Annotated in this window: 10 protein-coding genes; 2 read left to right on the top strand and 8 right to left on the bottom strand. The window is 73.0% G+C overall.

All coding sequences use genetic code 11. From position 1 onward, the window contains the following. Positions 1 to 288: 288 nt before the first annotated feature. The 4 genes from IEZ27_RS49880 to IEZ27_RS49865 form a co-directional block, all read right to left on the bottom strand. Positions 289 to 5784, bottom strand: a complete 5496-nt coding sequence (locus IEZ27_RS49880) for a fibronectin type III domain-containing protein (protein WP_189653691.1) — start codon at positions 5782 to 5784, stop codon at positions 289 to 291. Positions 5785 to 5940: 156 nt separating this feature from the next. Then, positions 5941 to 6426, bottom strand: a complete 486-nt coding sequence (locus tag IEZ27_RS49875; RefSeq protein WP_189653690.1) for a PPOX class F420-dependent oxidoreductase — start codon at positions 6424 to 6426, stop codon at positions 5941 to 5943. A 35-nt stretch (positions 6427 to 6461) separates the two neighbouring features. Next, on the bottom strand, positions 6462 to 7901 hold the full coding sequence (locus IEZ27_RS49870) for an MFS transporter (protein WP_189653689.1): 1440 nt from the start codon (positions 7899 to 7901) through the stop codon (positions 6462 to 6464). 79 nt (positions 7902 to 7980) lie between these two features. Beyond that, the gene (locus IEZ27_RS49865; protein ID WP_189653688.1) at positions 7981 to 8466 is read right to left on the bottom strand and encodes a MarR family winged helix-turn-helix transcriptional regulator; all 486 of its coding nucleotides are present in this window, start codon (positions 8464 to 8466) and stop codon (positions 7981 to 7983) included. Between the two features lie 140 nt (positions 8467 to 8606). Here IEZ27_RS49865 and IEZ27_RS49860 point away from each other — a divergent pair, with 140 nt between their 5' ends. Together IEZ27_RS49860 and IEZ27_RS49855 are read left to right on the top strand one after the other, a co-directional pair. Further along, positions 8607 to 9041 (top strand): peptidase inhibitor family I36 protein, encoded by a 435-nt coding sequence (locus IEZ27_RS49860; protein WP_189653687.1) that lies wholly within the window; start codon positions 8607 to 8609, stop codon positions 9039 to 9041. A gap of 75 nt (positions 9042 to 9116) precedes the next feature. Next, positions 9117 to 9674, top strand: a complete 558-nt coding sequence (locus IEZ27_RS49855; RefSeq protein WP_189653686.1) for a GNAT family N-acetyltransferase — start codon at positions 9117 to 9119, stop codon at positions 9672 to 9674. Here the strand turns inward: IEZ27_RS49855 and IEZ27_RS49850 are convergent. From IEZ27_RS49850 to IEZ27_RS49835, 4 genes are all read right to left on the bottom strand, one after another. Then, positions 9664 to 10110 (bottom strand): MarR family winged helix-turn-helix transcriptional regulator, encoded by a 447-nt coding sequence (locus IEZ27_RS49850; protein WP_189653685.1) that lies wholly within the window; start codon positions 10108 to 10110, stop codon positions 9664 to 9666. The two genes, IEZ27_RS49855 and IEZ27_RS49850, sit on opposite strands and share 11 nt — an antisense overlap. Next, positions 10107 to 11576: an MFS transporter gene (locus tag IEZ27_RS49845; RefSeq protein ID WP_189653684.1), complete on the bottom strand. Its 1470-nt coding sequence runs from the start codon at positions 11574 to 11576 to the stop codon at positions 10107 to 10109. The genes IEZ27_RS49850 and IEZ27_RS49845 overlap by 4 nt, the downstream gene beginning before the upstream one ends. A 106-nt stretch (positions 11577 to 11682) precedes the next feature. Continuing rightward, the gene (locus IEZ27_RS49840; RefSeq protein ID WP_189653683.1) at positions 11683 to 11841 is read right to left on the bottom strand and encodes a hypothetical protein; all 159 of its coding nucleotides are present in this window, start codon (positions 11839 to 11841) and stop codon (positions 11683 to 11685) included. After that, a complete protein-coding gene (locus IEZ27_RS49835) occupies positions 11838 to 17927 on the bottom strand; it encodes an RHS repeat domain-containing protein (protein WP_189653682.1) in 6090 nt (2029 codons plus the stop codon). Before IEZ27_RS49835 ends, IEZ27_RS49840 begins: the two co-directional genes overlap by 4 nt. Positions 17928 to 17933: the final 6 nt, after the last annotated feature.

The raw sequence follows: 17933 nt of genomic DNA, 5'->3' as shown, positions 1-17933 counted from the left end.
GGGGGTGGTACGCCCTGGCGGCGGATGCCCCGCGGCCCGGCCCGGCCTGGGGGCGGGGGAGGGGGCGGGTGGCCAGGTCGCCCGGCTCGGCGTCGGGGGAGAGGCCGGGTGGCCGGGAGCTGGGCCGGGTCGCCCGGTCCGCGGGCTTGCCCACCGCGAACCGGGGTGACCGGGCCCGATGTGCTGGGGGAGCCCGCGCGCCCCTGCCGCCGTACGTGTTCCGCGACAACCCCACCTGCGGGGAACCGGGCTCCCTGTCGCCGACAGTTCTCCGATCCCCCGCCGGTGTCAATCGCGGGAGGAGGAAACGTCCGGATGTGGCCGCGCCGAGCTGAGCGTGACCGGCTTGTCCGGCATACGTACCCGCAGGTCACGAGCGGGCGAGCGCCCGGCGGGCGCCGCGGCGGGCGCCGGGGCGCCGCCGGGCATCCCGCCCGTGGTGAAGTCCCACCACACGCCCGGCACCTCGTGGGCGACGACGGTGTCGGCCGTGGCCGTGCCGCCGTCGTAGCCGAGGGTGTAGATCAGGCGCTGGTCGTCGTCGGTGATGAACGCCGTCACCGGCCACGACTGCCCCGGCGCGCCGCCCGCCAGATGGGTGACGCCGCCCCGGTAGCTGCGCAGGCTGCGCACCGAGTCGTCGTCGGTGTACTCGTAGGCCAGCGCGGTGCCCTTCTGGCTGAGGAACAGCGCCTTGCCGTAACCGTTGACGTCCTCGGGGACCAGGCAGTTGCCCGCGCCCGGCGTGGCGCCGCCGATCCTGGCGACCATCAGGCACGAGGCCTGGGACGGATGCGCGGTGAACCGCAGGGCCACCACCTGCCCGTCGCCGGAGATGATCGGGTCGCCGATGTCGGTGCCCGGGAAGATCTCCGTCGTGCCGCCGGCGGCGGCGTCGTACAGCCAGGTGCGGTGCTTCTGGGCGGTGGCGTCATAGGTGGACCAGGTCACCCGGTTGCCGTCGCCGGACAGGATGCCCTCGCCCGTCGAGGTCGGGCAGTCGCCGTCGGTCTGCGAGTCGCACGAGGTCAGCTTCTGCGCCGCGCCGCCCTTGACCTGCCGGTAGAGGTTCCACCGGGAGGAGCCCGAGTGCACGTCCAGCTTCTTCCAGTAGACGACCGCGTGCCCGTCGTCGCTGACGGCGGAGACGTAGCCGTACTCCTCCAGCGTCCAGGAGGTCCTGGCGGCGATGTCGTGCACGATCGACCTCGGGGTCAGCACGCCGGTCCACTCCAGCGAGGTGAAGGCGACCACGTTGCCGTTCCGGCTGGCCAGCGGGCCGCCGACGAAACCGGTGACCGGGGTGACGCCGTCGGCGCCCATCGACACGACCTGCGTGCCGCCCTGCGTGTCCTTGCGCAGGATGAACGGCGCCGCGCTGGAGGGTACGCGCCGGTCGTCCGGCATGAGGTTGCTGCGCGCCTTGGTCATGAAGAAGATGTAGCGGCCGTCGCCGGAGGCCGCGGCGCCGGTGGCGCCGCCCGCCGTCCCGGAGGAGTCGGGCCGGCCCTGTGTCTCGGTGCTGCCCGCGAGGTCCGCGCCGAGCGTGGAGGGCGGGCCGAAGAAGATCACGTCCGTCGGCGTCAGCTTCAGCGGCGCGGACGGCTCGCCGCTGCCCTGGGCGTTCTGCGCGATCACGGTGACGCTGTACGTCACCCCGGGCGTGAGCCCCTGGACGAGCTGGTGCGTCGCGTCGCCGCCATAGGCGTACGCCCGCGCGGTCTGGCTGCCGTCCTCGCCCGTCGCGGTCACCACGTAGCCGGAGATGTCGCTCATGCCGGTGTCGGCCGGTGGCGACCAGCTCACGGTGGCCCCGCGTAACGTCGGCGCGGTGTAGGTGTCGAGTTTGGGCGGGCCGGGTGTGCCGTACTTCGTACCGATCTCGACTCCGCCGCGCGCCTGCAACTGCGGGTGCCCGCCGGTCGCGGGGCTGGTCACCTCGACCTCGGCCATGCCCTCCTGCGAGGAGTTGAACAGGCCGTCCGGGGTGAGCGTGCCGGGGCCGCTGATCAGCTTCCACTGGGTGACGACGTCGTCGGGATAGCCGGAGACGGTGACCCTGAACTGGTAGTTCTGGCCCGGTCCCACCCCGCCGAGCTGTGGGGTGACCTTGATGCCCTGGAACGCGCCCGCGGCGTGGGTGACCGTCCAGAACGTGCTGATGATGTCGTCCTTGCGCCAGACCGAGTAGTCCTTGCCGATCGAGCCCAGGTCGATGGCGGCCCCGAGCCGGGCCAGCACCCGCAGCTCCCACCACGGGTTCTGCGTGGTGTCGGCCTTGAGCTGCACGCCCGGCACGTCCACCACCAGGGCGGGGCCCGCCAGGCCGTACAGCAGGAGCTCGATGTCGGTGGAGATGGCGGCGGTGACCGTGCCGTCGCCGTAGGCCCCGACGCCGCCGTCGCTGTAGAAGCCGGGGCCGCCGTCGTTCGGGGTGCAGGACGTGCCGCTCTTGCTGGTGTGGCAGCGCGTGCCGAACTGCTTGTCCCAGTGGACGGCGAAGCTCAGCCCGACCGACGCGGACGCCTCGACCGACAGCGCGACCGAGAAGCGCACGCACACCACGACCGGCACCTTGCCCACCCAGAAGGTGAAGCACGGCCCGTTGACGTGCCCGAGGTGCACCCGCTTGTCGAAGGAGAACCCGAGGCCCTGCTTCACCCGCACCTCGGAGCTGATCTTCGTGGTGTTGCTGATGTCCACGCCCCGGCCGGCGGAGTCGGTGCTGGCGCCCATCTTGGTGTCCTGGTCGATCACCGCCCAGCCCTCGACCTTCGTGATCGAGCGGCCCTTCTGCTCGAACGACTCCTCGAACTCGATGACCAGGTTCCCGTCCCGCAGGCCGATCCGCGGCCCGGCCGCCCGGTCACGGGTGTTCTCGACGGGCTTGACCAGCCGCGCGCCCGGCACCGACGGCACGAACTCCACCTGGTCGCCGGTGTCCACGCGGCCGTCGGTGGCGAAGTTGGCGTCGGTGAAGGCGTCGCTCAGCGAGGCGGCCGTGGTCGAGACGACGAACCGCCCGTTCTGCAGCGCGGTGCCGGACACCTTGCCGAAGAACCCTTCGGGGGTGCGTTCGGTCTGGCCGATGACCAGCAGCGTGCCCGCGGTGAGCCCGGTGACCTCCGCCGGCGGGTTCTCGAACTCCAGGGCCCGCCCCCGTACGGCCCGCAGCGTGGCCGCCGCCTGCGGGGACAACACCCGCGGCTCGCTCTTGACCGTGAGCTTCGGCGTGATCGCCTCGGTCGGGGCACTGGCCGCCCCGGTGCCCGCGGCGTTGGTGGCGCGCACGGTGAAGGTGTAGGCCGTGGCCGGGTCCAGCCCCGAGATCGTGGCGGTGGTGGCGGTGACCGTCGCGGTCTTGCCGCCGGGGCCGGCCGTCACCGTGTAGCCGGTGACGGGGCCGGTGCCGACGTCGGCGGGCGCGTCCCAGGTGACCTGGACGCTTCCGGAGGCCGGGAGCCCGGCCCGCAGGTGCGTCGGCGCGCCGGGCGGCCGGCTCGCCGCCGGGGTGGCCGCCGCCGCGGTGCTCGGGGCGCTCGCGCCCACCGCGTTCCTGGCGACGACCGAGACCGTGTACGCGGTGCCGTTGGCCAGCCCGGTCACCGAGGTGACCGTCGTGTCGGGCGGCGTGTCGACGGTCCGGCCGCCGGGCTGGACGGTCACCGTGTACCCGGTGATCGCCGAGCCGCCGTCCACCGCGGGCGCCCACTGCACGTCCACGCGCTGGTCGAGGGGGGTCACCAGCAGCGCGGGCGGGGACATGGGCACCTCGGCGGGCGCCGGGCGCACCGCGTCCGAGGGCGGCGACGGGTCTCCCGCGCCCGCCGCGCCGACCGCGGTGACGGTGAAGGAGTAGTCGGTGCCGTTGGTCAGGCCGGTGACCGTGGCCTCCGTGGCCGTCGTGTTCACGGTGGCGCCGCCGGGGGAGGCCGTCACGACGTAGCCGGTCACGCCCGCCGCGCCGGTCTCGGGCGGGGCCCAAGTGACGCGTACCGCGCCGTCCCTGCCGTACACGCCGGTGACGAACGGGCGGCCGGGCCTGCCCGCGACGCCGGGCGTGACCGGGTCGCCGGGCGCGGAGGCGTCGGAGACCCCGTTCGCGTTGGCCGCCGTGACGGTGAAGGTGTACGCGGTGCCGTTGGTCAGGCCGGTGACCGTGGCCTGTAACTGGTCGCCGGCGACGGTCGCGGTCGCGCCGCCGGGGGCGGCCGTCACGACGTACCCGGTGATCGCCGAGCCGCCGTCGGAGGCGGGCGCGCGCCAGCTGACCTTCGCCGTACGGTCGCCCGGCGTCGCGGACACCCCGAGCGGCGGCGAGGGACGGGTGACCGCCCCGGCCGGCGTCACCGGCGCGGACGCGGCCGACTTCGCCGAGGTGCCCACGGCGTTGGCGGCGGTCACGGTGAAGGTGTACGCGGTGCCGTTGGCCAGCCCGGTGACCGTGGCCTTCAACAGGTCGCCGGAGACCGTCACGGTCCTGTCACCGGGGCTGGAGGTGACCGTGTACCCGCTGATCGGCGCGCCGCCGTCCGCGGGACGTTGCCAGGAGACGGTCGCCGTCGTGTCACCCGCCGTCGCGCTCACACCTGCCGGCGCGGACGGCGCGGACGCCGATCCGTAGTAGTCGAAGGTGTCGACGGTCACGCTGACGCTCGCGGTGCCGGTGTTCAGGATCACGAACGTGCCGCCGGTGCCCAGCTTGACCGGCACCAGGCTCGACCAGAAGTCGTTCGGCTGGTACGCGATCGAGCCGCCGCCCGGGATGCTCGCCTGGCCCGTGGGGTGGACGCGCAGCAGGCCGTTGACCGTGCCCTTGGCGGTGATGTTCACGCCGACCGCGCTCACGCCGGAGGCCGGCACACCGCCCTTGCCCAGCGGGGCGACCGTGTACGAGGCGCCCGCCGCCACCGTCACGGAGGTGAGGGTCCGTGACGGGGCGACGGGCGCCAAGATCGAGGAGGCGACCGTGGCGGCGGGCGTCGCGAAGTAGCCCGCCACGTCGGCGTACACCGTCAGCGCGGCGGCCCCGTTGTTGTTGACGGCGATCTTGCCGTCCGCCCCGAGGGCGGCGATGACCAGGTTCGACTGGAAGTAGGAGGGCCGGTAGTCGATGTTCGAGCCGGTGGGCAGCGTGCCGCCGGACGGGTAGGCGATCATCTTGCCGGACCCGGTGCTCTTCACCGCGAACGTCAGCGCCACGTACGCCACCCCCGAGGTCGGCACCCCGCCCACCCCGGCCACCGCGAACGTGGCGGTCGAGTTGGCCGCGACCGTCTGGTTGCCGATGACCCGGCCGGTGTCCAGCGGCACGTACCGGGCTCCCGCCGTCGCGGCGGCCGTGGCGGTGAAGTACCCGTGCACGTCGGCGTAGACGTTCACGGCGGCCGTGCCGGTGTTCTTGACCTTGAGCGAGCCGTCCGGGCCGAGCTTGACCGTCACGAGCTGGTCGTCCCACACGCCGGACCGGTAGCGGGTGCCCGTCACCGCGGGCGCCGCGGCCAGGTCGGAGGGGAAGGCGATCAGGCCGCCCGCCGCGCTCGCGCCCTTGGCCGCGAAGTTCACCGCGACGCTCGCGACCCCGCTCGCGGGCACCGCGCCCACGCCCGTCACCTTGACCGTCGTGGTGGCCCCCGCCGCGATCGACACGTTGCTCAGCACCCGGACCCGGACGCCGTAGAACTGGCCCGGTCCCGGCTGAACCGACGCGGCGGCGGCCGGGGCCGCCCCCGTCACCACGAGGATCCCGGAGAAGACCAGGATGAGCGCTGACAACCATCGCATGACCACACCGGCCTCCTGGCTCAGGATCACTCCGCGTTGCGCGGCTGACGCTACCAATGGCCCTGAGCTTGTGAAATACGGCGAAAAATAGAGATTTTTCGTCTATCAACCGCCGTACGGTGGCTTGTCCGACTGCAACTTCGGCGGTAGCCGCCGTCAGCCTTCGGGGGTGGCGTCCAGGGCCACGCCGTACAGGTGGTCGACGCGGAGCCTGATGACCAGGCGGCGGCCTCTGGCCATCTCCGCCAGGAACGCGGCCTCGTGCGCCGGGTCGGCGAAGCCGCCGGACATCGCCAGCAGCTCGCGGCCGGTCGCGTCCCCCGGGGTCGCCGACGGCTCCGACACCTCCGCCCGCCCCTCGGCCACCGCGTACGACAGGATGTTCTCGCCCTGGAGGTGCACCGACGCGCGCGGGTCGCCCAGCAGGTGACGCACCTTGACGCGGCCCTCGGCGGAGGAGAAGCGGATGACGCGCTCGCCCGCGTCCCAGTTGAGGGCCATCGAGGCCAGGTGCGGCCGGCCGTCGCGCTTCAGTGTCGCCAGCACGCCGAAGGGCTGGCGGCCGAGGATCGCGAGCAGCTCGTCCTCGGTGAGGGGGCGGGCGCCGGGGCCCTGTCCGGGGCCGTACGAGGGTTCGGTCATGATGATCAGATCCTTTCGGGTCAGGTCGGGTCAGATCAGAGGGCGGCCGGCTGCTCGGGCCGCACCGCCGCGGGGGCATCGGCGGCCCGGGGGCGGCGCAGGACGGTCAGGGCGACCACGACGGCCGCGGCCAGCAGGCCGGCGGAGGTGGCGAAGGCCAGGTGGTAGCCGCCGGTCAGCGCCGCGGCCTCGGCCGCCCCGCCGGCCCGCAACTCCTGCGTACGGGAGGCCGCCAGCGTGGACAGGACGGCCACGCCCAGCGCCATGCCGATCTGCTGGGTGGTGTTGAACAACCCGGAGGCCAGGCCCGCGTCGTCCGCGCGGGCGGCCGACATGCCGAGCGCGGTCAGCGCCGGGAGCGCCAGGCCGCCGCCCGCGATCAGCAGCATGACCGGCAGCAGGTCGGTGACGTAGTCCGCGTGCACCGGCACCCGGGTGAGCCAGCCCATCGCGGCCAGCAGGAGCACCAGCCCGGCCAGCAGCACGGCGGGCGTGCCGAAGCGGGCGCTCAGCCGGGCCGACACGAACAGCGACACCCCGCCGATCGCCACCGCCGCCGGCAACATCGCCAGGCCGGTTTCGAGCGCGCCGTACCCGAGGACCTTCTGCATGTAGAGGGCGACGATGATCTGGAAGGCGAACATCGCCGACAGCGAGAGCATCTGCACGACGTTCGCCCCGGCGACGTTGCGGGAACGCAGCACGCGCAGCGGCATCAGCGGCGTGCGCGCGGTGGCCTGGCGGACGAAGAACCCGGCGAGCAGGGCCAGCGACACCGCGCCGAACGCCAGCGTGCGCCCGGAGAGCCACCCGTGCTCCTCGACCTTGACCACGGTGTAGATGCCGAGCATCAGACCCGAGGTGACCAGCAGCGCGCCGGTCACGTCGGCGCCCCTGGCCAGCCCGAGGCCGCGGTCGGCGGGCAACGCGGGCAGCGCCAGCACGATCGTCGCCAGCCCGATCGGCAGGTTGATGAAGAAGATCCAGTGCCAGCTCAGCACGTCGGTGAGGACGCCGCCGAGCACCTGGCCGATCGAGGCGCCGGCCGCGCCGGTGAAGCTGAAGACCGCGATCGCCTTGGCCCGCTCGCGCGGCTCGGTGAACAGGGTCACCAGGATGCCGAGCACGACGGAGGAGGCCATCGCGCTGCCGACGCCCTGGAGGAACCGGGCAGTGATCAGCATGCCCTCGCCGGTCGCCGCCCCGGCCAGCAGGGACGCGCCGGTGAAGACCGCGTTCCCGGCCAGGAACAGGGTCCTGCGGCCCAGGAGGTCGCCGAGCCGGCCGGCGAGCAGCAGCAGACCGCCGAAGGCGAGCAGGTACGCGTTGACCACCCAGCTGAGCCCGGCGGCGGAGAAGCCCAGGTCGCGCTGGATGGCGGGCATCGCCACGGTGACGATGCTGCCGTCCAGGATGGTCATCAGGGCGGAGGTCGACAACACGGCCAGGGCTGTGCGCCGGGAATGGAAGGACATAGGTCGTCTCCTGTTCAGGGGGTGAACAAGAGAGACCGTAGCAGATAGTTCCGTTACAGACGATATGTGACGGAACTATTCAGCTCCGTTCCCTGGCCCGCCGTACCGGCTGGGGGGCCTCGGCCGGGGTCTCCAGGTGGCCGGTGACCAGCCGGTTCAGGGCGCGTACCAGCGCCTCGCGCTCCTTGTCGGGCAGCGAGCCGAGGGCCGCGGTGTGCACGCCGTCCACGATCTCCTGGCTGCGCCGGGCCACCTCCGTGCCCTTCTCGGTCACCGCGATGATCCGGGCCCGCCGGTCGGTGCTGGACGGCCGGCGCTCGGCCAGTCCGGCCTTCTCCAGGGCGTCCACGGTCACCACCATCGTGGTCTTGTCCATGTCGCCGATCTCGGCGAGCTGGATCTGCGTGCGCTCCTCCTCCAGGGCGTGCACGAGCACGCAGTGCATGCGCGCGGTCAGCCCGAGCTCGGCCAGGGCGGCCGCCATCCGGGTCCGCAGCACGTGGCTGGTGTGGTCGAGCAGGAACGACAGGTCGTGCTCGGTACGCGAGGGGGCCATGGAAGTCATGTCATCGAGGCTACCCAACTCATCCCGTAGCGGATTATCTGTCGGCCGGCGAACCCGGCAAATCGCCCGCTCTGACGGTCTGGCGCAAGTTGATCTCACTATGTATGTTCGAACGGAAGGAAAGTTTCGTCCATGGAGGCATGGTGGGCAAGAAGTTTCACGTTCTGGCGTTACCGATCGCCGTGGCCGCCCTGGCCGTAGTGGCGTCCCCCGCCCAGGCGGCGACGGGGTACGACCGCTGCCAGGAGGGCAACTACTGCCTGTTCTCCGGTCTCGACGGCACCGGGGACATCGTCCAACTCCAGGGCAACACGGCCAACCTGGCGGCCCTGGGCATGGGCGACCGGGCCAAGTCCGACTGGAACCGTACCGACACGCTCATCCATCTCTACTCCGAGGCCGACTACGGCGGCTGCACGGCCGTCACCGGCGCGCGCGGCAAGGGCAACTTCTACATCACCTTCCGCGACTTCTTCGACTCCGTCCGCTTCGGCGGCCCGAACGGCCCCTCCTGCTCCATCGGCGGCGACGACCTGACCATCAAGCGCGCGCCGGCCACCGACTCCCACGGCTGACCTCCGCGGCACCCCCGGCCCGGTCGCGCGCGCGGCCGGGCCTCCTGCCGGCCGGGGCTCTATGATCAGGGCCCCATGAGCCTGTCCACGCTGTCCGCCACCGAGATCACCTCGGCCCGCCTCCTGCTGCGCAAGGCCCAGGACGCCGACCGCGACGGCCTCGTCGAGCTGATGACCGACCCCGAGGTGCGCGAACACCTCGGCGGCCCGCGCCCCCGGGCCGACGTGGAACGTTTCCTCGACGCGGCCGGGACCGCCGCCGCGACGTCCGCCCCGGGCAGCTACGTCATCGCCGGCCGCACGACGAACCGGCTCCTCGGCACGCTGGCGCTGGACCGCCGCGCGGCCGACCGTCCCGGGCACGTCACCGCCGACGGCGGCGAACTGGAGTTGTCCTACGTGCTGCGCCGCGCCGCGTGGGGCGGCGGGCTCGCGTACGAGGCCGCGACGGCAGCACTGCGCGTAGCGGCGGGCGAACTGCCCGACCAGCCGGTCCTGGTCGTGACCCGGACCGCGAACGAACGTTCCCTGCGACTGGCCGCCCGCCTGGGGTTCGAGCCCGTCGCCGCCTTCGAGGAGTTCGGCGCCGAGCAGACCCTCGGCGTCGCCCGGCTGGGCTCGTTCACGGGCTGACCGCGGGCTCCTCCGGGGTGCGCAGGGTGGCCATGATGCGGTCGAGGGCGGCCAGGTCGCCGGGGTCCAGGGCCAGCAGGGAACGCGGCGGGCGGGCCAGGATGCGTTCGGCCTCCGCGGCGGCGGCCGTACCCGCCGGGGTGAGGGCGACGATCTTGCTGCGCCGGTCGCCGGGGGAGACGCTGCGGGTCACGTAGCCGCGCCGTTCCAGGTCGTCCACCATCAGCGTGGTGTACGGCTTGTCCGTGGACAGCTCGGCGGTCAGGTCCCTCATGGTCATCGGCCCGGCCAGGAGGCGGCGCAGCGCCTTGACCCGGAAGAAGCTCATGCCGAGCGTCTCGGCCACCTCCTTGCGGCGGTCCCCCTGCCGCAGGACGAGGTCGTACATGGCGGCCCAGACGCGGGCCACCGGCTCCTGGCCGGGGGTGTCGTTCATGACGCGGCCGCCGTTCCGGCGGGGGCGAGCCGTTCGGCGGTACGGGCGGCGCTGAGCCGGGCCCACCCGGTCGTGGTCAGGACGCCGAGCAGCAGGACGGCCAGCCCGCACCCGGTGACGATCCACCAGCCGACGTGGCTGGCCGCGGCGAACCCGGTGGCGAACGGCCCGGCCACCGCCGAGGTGACCAGCGAGCCGATGACCGCCACGCCGAGCGTCTGGCCGATCTGGCGGCTGGTGGAGGCCACCGCCGCGGCCACCCCGGCCTGCGCGCGCGGCATGCCGGACACGGCGGTGTTGGTGATCGGCGCGTTCACCATGCCGAACCCCAGCCCGAACAGCACGTACGCGGCCATGAGCCGCCAGAGCGGCGTGTCCGCCGTCAGCCCGGTCATGATCAGGCCGCTGGCCGCCATGGTGGTCCCGGCCACCAGCAGCGGGACCCGGGGCCCGGCGTTCCCGACGATCCGCCCCGACAGCGGCGCGCAGACCACGGTCAGCCCCGCCATGGGCAGCGTGTAGAGCCCGGCGTGCAGGGCGGACAGGCCCAGCACCTCTTGCAGGTAGAGGGTGTTGACGAACAGGAACCCGCCCAGCGCGGCGAAGCCGCACACGGCGATGACGGTCGCCCCCGTGAACGGCGCGCTGCGGAAGAAGCGCAGGTCGATCAGGGGCTCGTCACGGCGCAGCTCGTACGGCGCCAGGACGGCCAGCGCCAGCGCGGCGACCGCGAAGCAGGCCAGCGTGCGCGGCGACGCCCAGCCGGCCGCCGGCGCCTCGATGAGGGCGTACGTCAGGGTGGCCAGCAGCACGATGACCAGCACCTGCCCGACCGGGTCCACCCGGCGCGGGCGCGGCGCGCGCGACTCCGGCACGAACAGCGCGCACAGCGCGAACGCGGCCAGCCCCACCGGGATGTTGATCCAGAAGATCGCCTGCCAGCCGACCGAGTCCACCAGCGAGCCGCCCACCAGCGGGCCCAGCGCCATGCTGATGCCGACCACGCCGCCCCACACGCCGATGGCGCGGGCCCGCTCGCGCGGCTCGGTGAAGGTGTTGGTGATGATCGACATCGCGACCGGGTTGAGCATCGAGCCGCCGACGGCCTGCAACGCCCTGGCCGCGATCAGCCAGCCGAGTCCGGGCGCGAGCGAGCACATGAGCGAGCCGAGCGTGAACACCGCCAGCCCGGTCTGGAACGTGCGCCGCCGGCCGACCCGGTCGCCGGTCGAGCCGGCCAGCATGAGCAGGCTGGCCAGCACCACCGTGTAGGCGTCGATGATCCACTGCAGGCCGGAGACGGAGGCGTTCAGGTCGCGGCGGATGGCGGGCAGCGCGACGTTCACGATCGTGTTGTCCAGGCCGACGATGAACAGGCTCATGCAGCAGATGGCCAGCACGAGCAGCCGCCGCCGGGGGCTGAGCGCGGGGGCGGGGACGGCCGGCGCTCGGCTGGTTATAGGCATATAACGATTATATTCGCATAACTAAGGACATGTCGGGCCACCCCCCGGCCCGCCGCGTGACCACCGGTCGCCCCTGTACGGGCTCCCGGTGGTCACTGGGTGCGCGCTAGCCGATGAGGACCGCGCCGGTCAGCGAGATCACGATGATCGCGTAGGCCGACATCTCCTCGGGCAGCAGGAGGACCGCCAGCAGGTCCACCAGGATCAACATTCCGACGACCGCCCAGGTACGCGGTCTGCGCACGATCTCCGCCAGCCGGCTCATGGCTTGTGGAACTTGAACCAGTTGGTGAACGACCAGGTCGCCTTGGGTTTGGTGGTCATGTTCCTGGCTCCTCTCAGTGCCTCGGTGGCCATCGGCAGTTTCACCCCGGCCTCGGCCTTGGCCAGCTCCGTGCCCGCCTTCAGCATGCGGCCGGCGCCGCCCAGCGCCGCCCCGGTGATCCCGGCCATGGCGAGGCCGGTCCAGGTGAACCCGCTGGTGCCCGCGTTGTTCACCGAGTACGTCGCCATGGCGAAGCTGGCGCCCAACGCCACGCCGCACACCACCGTGATCCCGCACGCGGTCACCGCGACCGCCCCGGCGACGCCGACGGCGACGGCCGCCACCGTCCGGCCCCAGCGGTCCCACCAGCTGCGCTTCTTCTTCTGCTTCTCCCTGGCCAGCGCCTCCTCCGCCTTCCGGCGCTTGGCCTGCTCCTCGGCGAGGGCGTCGCTGATCCGCTTGTTCTCGGCCATCAGCTCGGCGATGCGCCGGGCGGCGGCCGGGTCGTTGAACCTCAGCATGCACGACTGGCTCGTGCACGCCCCGGGGTTGGTCGTCGTGGTGGAGCCGCCGTAGCTGCGTCCCGTCCCGCCGCCGCTGCCGCCCGAGGAGACGGAGCTGAGGTTCGTCCGGGCCGGGGGAGCGGACGGCGGCGGAGACGCGGGCGGCGTCTGGTAGGGCCGGCCGTCGGGACGGATGCCCATGTCCTTGCACTCCTGGCCGTCGCAGACCCGCAGGCCGGTCGGGTCGGTCCAGGTGATGGGGTTGTTACTGGCATAGGCGTAGCCGTTGATCTGCTGCGGGTCCGACAGGTCCATGATCGGGTCGGCGGAGACGAACCGGCCGGTGGCCACGTCGTACTCGCGCGCGCCCAAGTGGGTCAGGCCCGTCGAGTCGTCCACGGTGCCGCCGACGAACCCCTTCTGGCCCGGCCAGGAGGCGGGCGCGGCGCCCCGGGACCCGCCGTACGGGGTGGTGGACCTGCGGGTGTAGGCCAGCGTGGTGGCGTTGACCACCAGCTCGTCGGTGTCGTGCCGGTCGCCGAGCAGGTAGTTGACCTTCCCGTCGCCGGTCCGCACCACCGTGGCCTTGGGGCCCTCGTAGTAGCGGGTGCCGCTCACCTTGCCCCCGGCCAGGGTCAGCTCCTGGCCGTCGAGGTAGAGGGTGACCGAACCCGGGTCGCGGCGGATGATCCGGTTGCCGTCGGCGTCGTAGACGAAGGTGCTCGTCCGGCCCGCGACGGTGGAGGCGCTCAGGTCCCCCTCCGCGTTCCAGGTCAGGCTCTGGTCACCGAGCGCGGTGACGCGGCGTTTCGTGTTGCCGGTGGCGTCGTACTCGTAGGTGTCGGTGCGGGCGCCGGGGCCGGTGGTCTCCACCTTCTGCAGGGTGTGCGGCTGCGGCCGGCCGGCGGCGGGGTAGGTGTAGGTGCGCGTGACGTCGCCCGCGCCGCCGTGCTGGACCTCCTTGGTACGGTTGCCCACCACGTCGAAGCTGAACGACTGCCAGTACGGAGCCGGACCGCCGACGGCCGAGGCGGACGGCGCCGCCGCGCAGTCGTCGGTGGCGGTCCACGCCTCGGTCAGCCGCCGCCGGTGGTCGTAGGCGTAGCACTGGGTGTCGGTCGAGGACCTGTCGTCGCGCGAGTCGCGGGCGCTGACGACGTCACCGGCCGGGTTGTAGGTGAACACGGTGTCGTCGATGGTCTGCGGCCCGACCTTCTCCCGGTCGTCGACCACCCGGGCCGGGCGCCGGGTGGCGTCCTGGTAGTCCAGGGTGCGCACGACCCGGGCGCCAACGTCGCCGAGCACGGTCTGCAGGACCTCGCCGTAGGGCGAGTACTGCGTGCCGCTGACGTACGTCCTGGAGCCGTTGTCGAGCGAGGCGAGCTGGCCGAGCCGGGTGTAGCCCGGCCGGACGGTCTCGGCGGGCAGCCCGCCGGCCGCCGGGTAGGAGGTGGAGGCCACCAGCCCGGTCGCGGACCGGTACGTGGTCCCGACCGTGTACGCGCCCGCCAGCAGCCCCTCGCTCGGCGGGATCGTCACCGTCGAGCCGGTCGCCCGGCCCGCGGCGTCGTAGCCCTTGACCGCGTTGACGTAGGCGCCGCCCTCGTCGTAGCGGGTGGAGGAGGTGAGCAGGCCCTTGCCGCCCGGCAGGGTGTCGTAGGTCCACTCGGCGAACTTGGTCGCCCCCTGGGAGGCCGAGGTCTTGCGGCCCAGCTCGTCGTAGGCGTAGGTGAGCGTGACGCCGCGGGAGTCGGTGGTCCCGGTGCGGCGGCCGGCCGCGTCGTAGGTCCAGCGGGTGAGGCCGACGTCCGGGTCGGACAGCGCGGTCCTGCGCCCGCGCAGGTCGTAGGAGTAGGTCCAGGTGTTGCCCGCCGGGTCGGCGACCTTGGTCAGGTGTCCCGCCTGGTCGTATTCGTACCGGGTGACGTCGGCGCGGGAGTCGGCGAAGTCCGCGACGCGGCCGGCGTACTGCCGCAGCTCGGTCGTCCTGCCCCTGACGTCGGTCACGGTCAGCGTGGCCGCGGCGCCCTCCGGGGGGACGGTCGCGGTGTAGTTGCCGCCGTAGGAGGTGGTGGCGCGCCACTTCTCCACGTTCAGCGACTTGAAGATCTCGGCGGTCGGCCGGTCCTGGCCGTCGTACTCGGTGACGGTCTGGGAGGGGACCAGGTTGTCCGCGGCGCCGAACAGCGACGTGTCCGGCGGCGCGGAGTTCCAGTAGGAGGCGTTGGTCTTCCACGACCGGCCGTGGGAGTCCAGGAAGGTGTCGGTGACCAGCCGGCCGCCGCCGTGGGCCTCCTGCTGGGTCTGCCGCTCGCGCAGCAGGCCGTCGTACAGGGTGGTCGTCGTCCGGTAGGAGCCGTCGTCGAGCAGGTCCTTCTTCGTCACCGCCGTCGGCGACGTGGCGGAGACGGCGTAGCCGAACAGCAGGTCGGCGGCGGCGGCGCGGTCGTGGCCGGGCAGCCACACCTTGACCAGCCGGCCCAGCGCGTCGTGGTCGGTCAGGGTGGTGCGGCCGTTGGCGTCGGACGTCGACAGCGTCAGCCCGCGCACCCCGTCCAGGGTCGTGGTGGTGGTGAAACCCTTGGGGTCGGTGACGGTCGTCCCCGTCGGGACGCCGGTGGCCGGGGTGTAGGCGGTGGTGGTGGCGCGGCCCAGTTCGTCGGTCACGCCGGTGACCCGGCCGTAGGCGTCGTGGGTGGCGGTGGTGGCCGTGTGGACGGGGGTGGAGCCGTCCATGTGGTCCAGCGTCTCGGTCCGGGTGACGTGCGCCTGGCCCGGCCTGGGAGCCGTGCCGAGGGGCTGGCCGTCGTAGAAGGTGCGGGTCTCGGCGGACACCGCGCCGGGCGCGGCGCAGGTCCCGCCGGTGGTCCTGACGACCGACGGGTACGAGACCAGCCAGTTGCCGGTGTCCCTGGCGGCGTAGGTGGTGGTGACGCACTCCTCGTCACCGTTGACCGCGGTGTCGCCCTGGTCCGCCGACGACAACACCTGGCCGAGGTCGTCGAAGGTGTAGTCGGCCCGGGTGCGCCGCCAGGCCGTGCCGGTCGCCGTCGTGACGAGCGTACGGCTGCGCTTGACGGACGTCCCGGTCCGCCGGGCGGTGAGCGCCGCCCGGTCCTTCACCGCCCGGGTCGCGGTGACCGGCGACAACCACGGCTCGGACACCGACGCCGAGGAGAGCGCGCCGCCCTCCCCGGTGTAGGTGAGGGTCTCCAGCGTGTTCCCGGCCAGCGCGGGGTCGTCGCTGACCTGGTTGCCCTCGGAGTCGGTCACCGTCCCGCCCAGTCCGCGCAGGTAGACGGTGTCGGTCTGGCTGCGGGCCGCCTCCCCGACCCTGGTCCGTACGGTCCGGTAGCCGCGGAACTGGTTGTACGTGCGGTGCTTGTCGAGGGTGAACTCGCCCTCGTCCTTCGCCCAGGCCGCGCCGTCCAGGTAGTCGTAGGACGTGACGACGGACTCCGAGCCGGACCCGGCGACCTTGTCGTCCTCGACCACCTGGGTCACCACGTACTTGTGGAACCAGTCCTTGACCGGCTCGGCGTACCCCTCGGGCGTCCACCACGACGGGTAGCACCGGCGGGTGTTGCCGGCCGGGTCCGGGGTGGCGCCGGCGGCGCAGTCCTTGGCCGAGTACGCGACCAGGGTGTCGGCCCCGGTGTCGGTGCCGATCCGGGTGATGCGGTACTTGTACAGCGGCGGGCGTCCCTCGTCGGAGTCCACCCGGTTCTCCATGAGCGTGCCGGCGAACGTGGTCGCGGGCAGGGTGATCGGGTCCCCGGCGCCCGACCCGGTGCGTACGATCTTCGACAGCCACAGGCCGGCCGCGGTGTTGTCACCCGTGCCGGGGAAGTCCTGCGTCAGCGCCCAGGAGTCGGCCACCCGGCCGCCCACCTGCGTGCTGATGGACGTCAGCCGCTTGCGCGTCCAGAACGTCGGGCCGACCGTCGTGCACTTGGCGCCGCGCGCGCAGTTCTGGTCGACCGGCGTGTCCGGCCAGTTGGCCGCGTGCGCGACGTCGAAGGCGTCGCAGGCGGACAGGCAGCGCTCGGACACGCCGAAGCTCACCTTCGCCGCGGGCGTCGCGAAGACGTCCGAGGCGCGCAGGCCGTACTCGATGCGGTTGAGGTGGCCGGCGCGGACGTAGTCGGTGTTCGCGGTGGGGGAGCCGGCCTTGGCGTAGGAGTTGGTCTGCCGGTCGTAGTAGTAGGCGATGGCGTTGCCGTGCGGGTCCACCACGTAGTCGAGCTGCCAGCGCCAGCCCTGCGCGCAGGAGGAGTCAGCGTAGGCCGCCGCGTGGCACGGCTCGCCCGCGTGGTTGCCGAACACCGGGACGGTGTAGGCCGAGCCGGTCTCCGGCTTGCCGGAGCTCCAGCCGGGCAGCCGGTTCCTGCCGAACCAGTACTGCGTGCCGTCGGGCCGGGTGATCCGCCAGTACTCGTTGTCGTCGTCGCCGTTGGCGGTGTCGGCCGCGGTGCCGCGCAGGTGCTCGACCCGGGAGCCGTCGTCGTGCGACAGCCGCCAGGTGCCCGAGGCGTCGTCGCGGACCAGGGACGTGGCCGAGCCGTTCAGCGACAGGGTGGCGTTGTCGGACTTCCAGCACAGGTCGCCGGTCTTGGTGCTGTTGTTGGCGCCGTTGCCCTGGTCGTCGGCGCAGCCCTGGTAGGAGCGCTCGATGAAGCCGGGCTCGTACTCCCAGCCCTCGCCCAGCCAGGACGGCTGGTTGTTGGTCGCGGCGACCCGGCCGTCCACGGCGGAGGAGGAGTAGAGCAGCTCGACGGACGGCGCGAGCCCGCCGGGCACCTGCGGCACCTCGATGCCGTAGGTGTAGGCGAAGCCGCCGGAGTTGCCGCCGTCCGACCACGTGCCCGACGGCGCGAGGGAGGTGGCGGCGTACGTGCCGGTCGCGCCCTTCGGCGCGGCGACCGCCGCGAGCACCGCCACGCCCGGAGCGGGCACGTCGGCGGCGAGCGTGCCCGCCCCGGTGTCGTTGACCGCCGCGAGCGGCGTCCTGGTACGGCACTGCGGCAGGTCAGGGGTGCTCAGCGCGCACCCGGGCAACGTGACCAGGGACAGGCGGGAGGCCCAGTCGCCGCCGAAGGCGCCCTTGAGGGCCCCGTACCCGACCTTGACCGACAGCGTGCCCGGCGTGTCGGGCCGGACGGCCAGCAGCAGGCCGTCCACGCCCGCCCGGGCGGCGTCCTCGCGGGAGGACAGCTCGACCTCGGCGCTGCCGGGCCCGTCGGCGGTGGGCACGCCCACGGTGACCGGCAGCTCCCCGGCCCGTACGCCCTTCCACCCCGGCGCGGCCTTGCCCGCCCGCGCGTCCTGCCGCCCGGCGGCGCGCAGGTCCACCTGCACCCGGCCCGCCCCGGGCCAGGAGACGGCGGGCGGGGTCTTCCACGTCCGCGTCTGGGAGTCGGCCAGCGGAGCCGGAGCGTCCCTGGTGACCTTCCCGCCGGGGACCGAGTGCTCCTTCTGCACCGGACGGATCTTGAATTCCGGCCGCGCGGCCTGCGCCGGCGACGGGTGGAGCATCCCCGCCGCCAGCGCCGCCACGACGGCCATGACTGTTCTTCGCATCATCGTCAG

The sequence above is a fragment of the Nonomuraea spiralis genome, from assembly GCF_014648435.1.
In the GTDB taxonomy this organism is placed as follows: Bacteria; Actinomycetota; Actinomycetes; order Streptosporangiales; family Streptosporangiaceae; genus Nonomuraea; species Nonomuraea spiralis.
The sequence above is the reverse complement of the archived record's forward strand: the minus strand, read 5'-3'. Positions and strand labels throughout refer to the sequence as shown.

Bases quoted from the DNA above. Each gene is read 5' to 3' on its own strand.
- IEZ27_RS49880 (WP_189653691.1), bottom strand. From the start codon at position 5,784: ATGCGATGGTTGTCAGCGCTCATCCTGGTCTTCTCCGGGATCCTCGTG.
- IEZ27_RS49875 (WP_189653690.1), bottom strand. From the start codon at position 6,426: ATGACCGAACCCTCGTACGGCCCCGGACAGGGCCCCGGCGCCCGCCCC.
- IEZ27_RS49870 (WP_189653689.1), bottom strand. From the start codon at position 7,901: ATGTCCTTCCATTCCCGGCGCACAGCCCTGGCCGTGTTGTCGACCTCC.
- IEZ27_RS49865 (WP_189653688.1), bottom strand. From the start codon at position 8,466: ATGACTTCCATGGCCCCCTCGCGTACCGAGCACGACCTGTCGTTCCTG.
- IEZ27_RS49860 (WP_189653687.1), top strand. From the start codon at position 8,607: ATGGTGGGCAAGAAGTTTCACGTTCTGGCGTTACCGATCGCCGTGGCC.
- IEZ27_RS49855 (WP_189653686.1), top strand. From the start codon at position 9,117: ATGAGCCTGTCCACGCTGTCCGCCACCGAGATCACCTCGGCCCGCCTC.
- IEZ27_RS49850 (WP_189653685.1), bottom strand. From the start codon at position 10,110: ATGAACGACACCCCCGGCCAGGAGCCGGTGGCCCGCGTCTGGGCCGCC.
- IEZ27_RS49845 (WP_189653684.1), bottom strand. From the start codon at position 11,576: ATGCCTATAACCAGCCGAGCGCCGGCCGTCCCCGCCCCCGCGCTCAGC.
- IEZ27_RS49840 (WP_189653683.1), bottom strand. From the start codon at position 11,841: ATGAGCCGGCTGGCGGAGATCGTGCGCAGACCGCGTACCTGGGCGGTC.
- IEZ27_RS49835 (WP_189653682.1), bottom strand. From the start codon at position 17,927: ATGATGCGAAGAACAGTCATGGCCGTCGTGGCGGCGCTGGCGGCGGGG.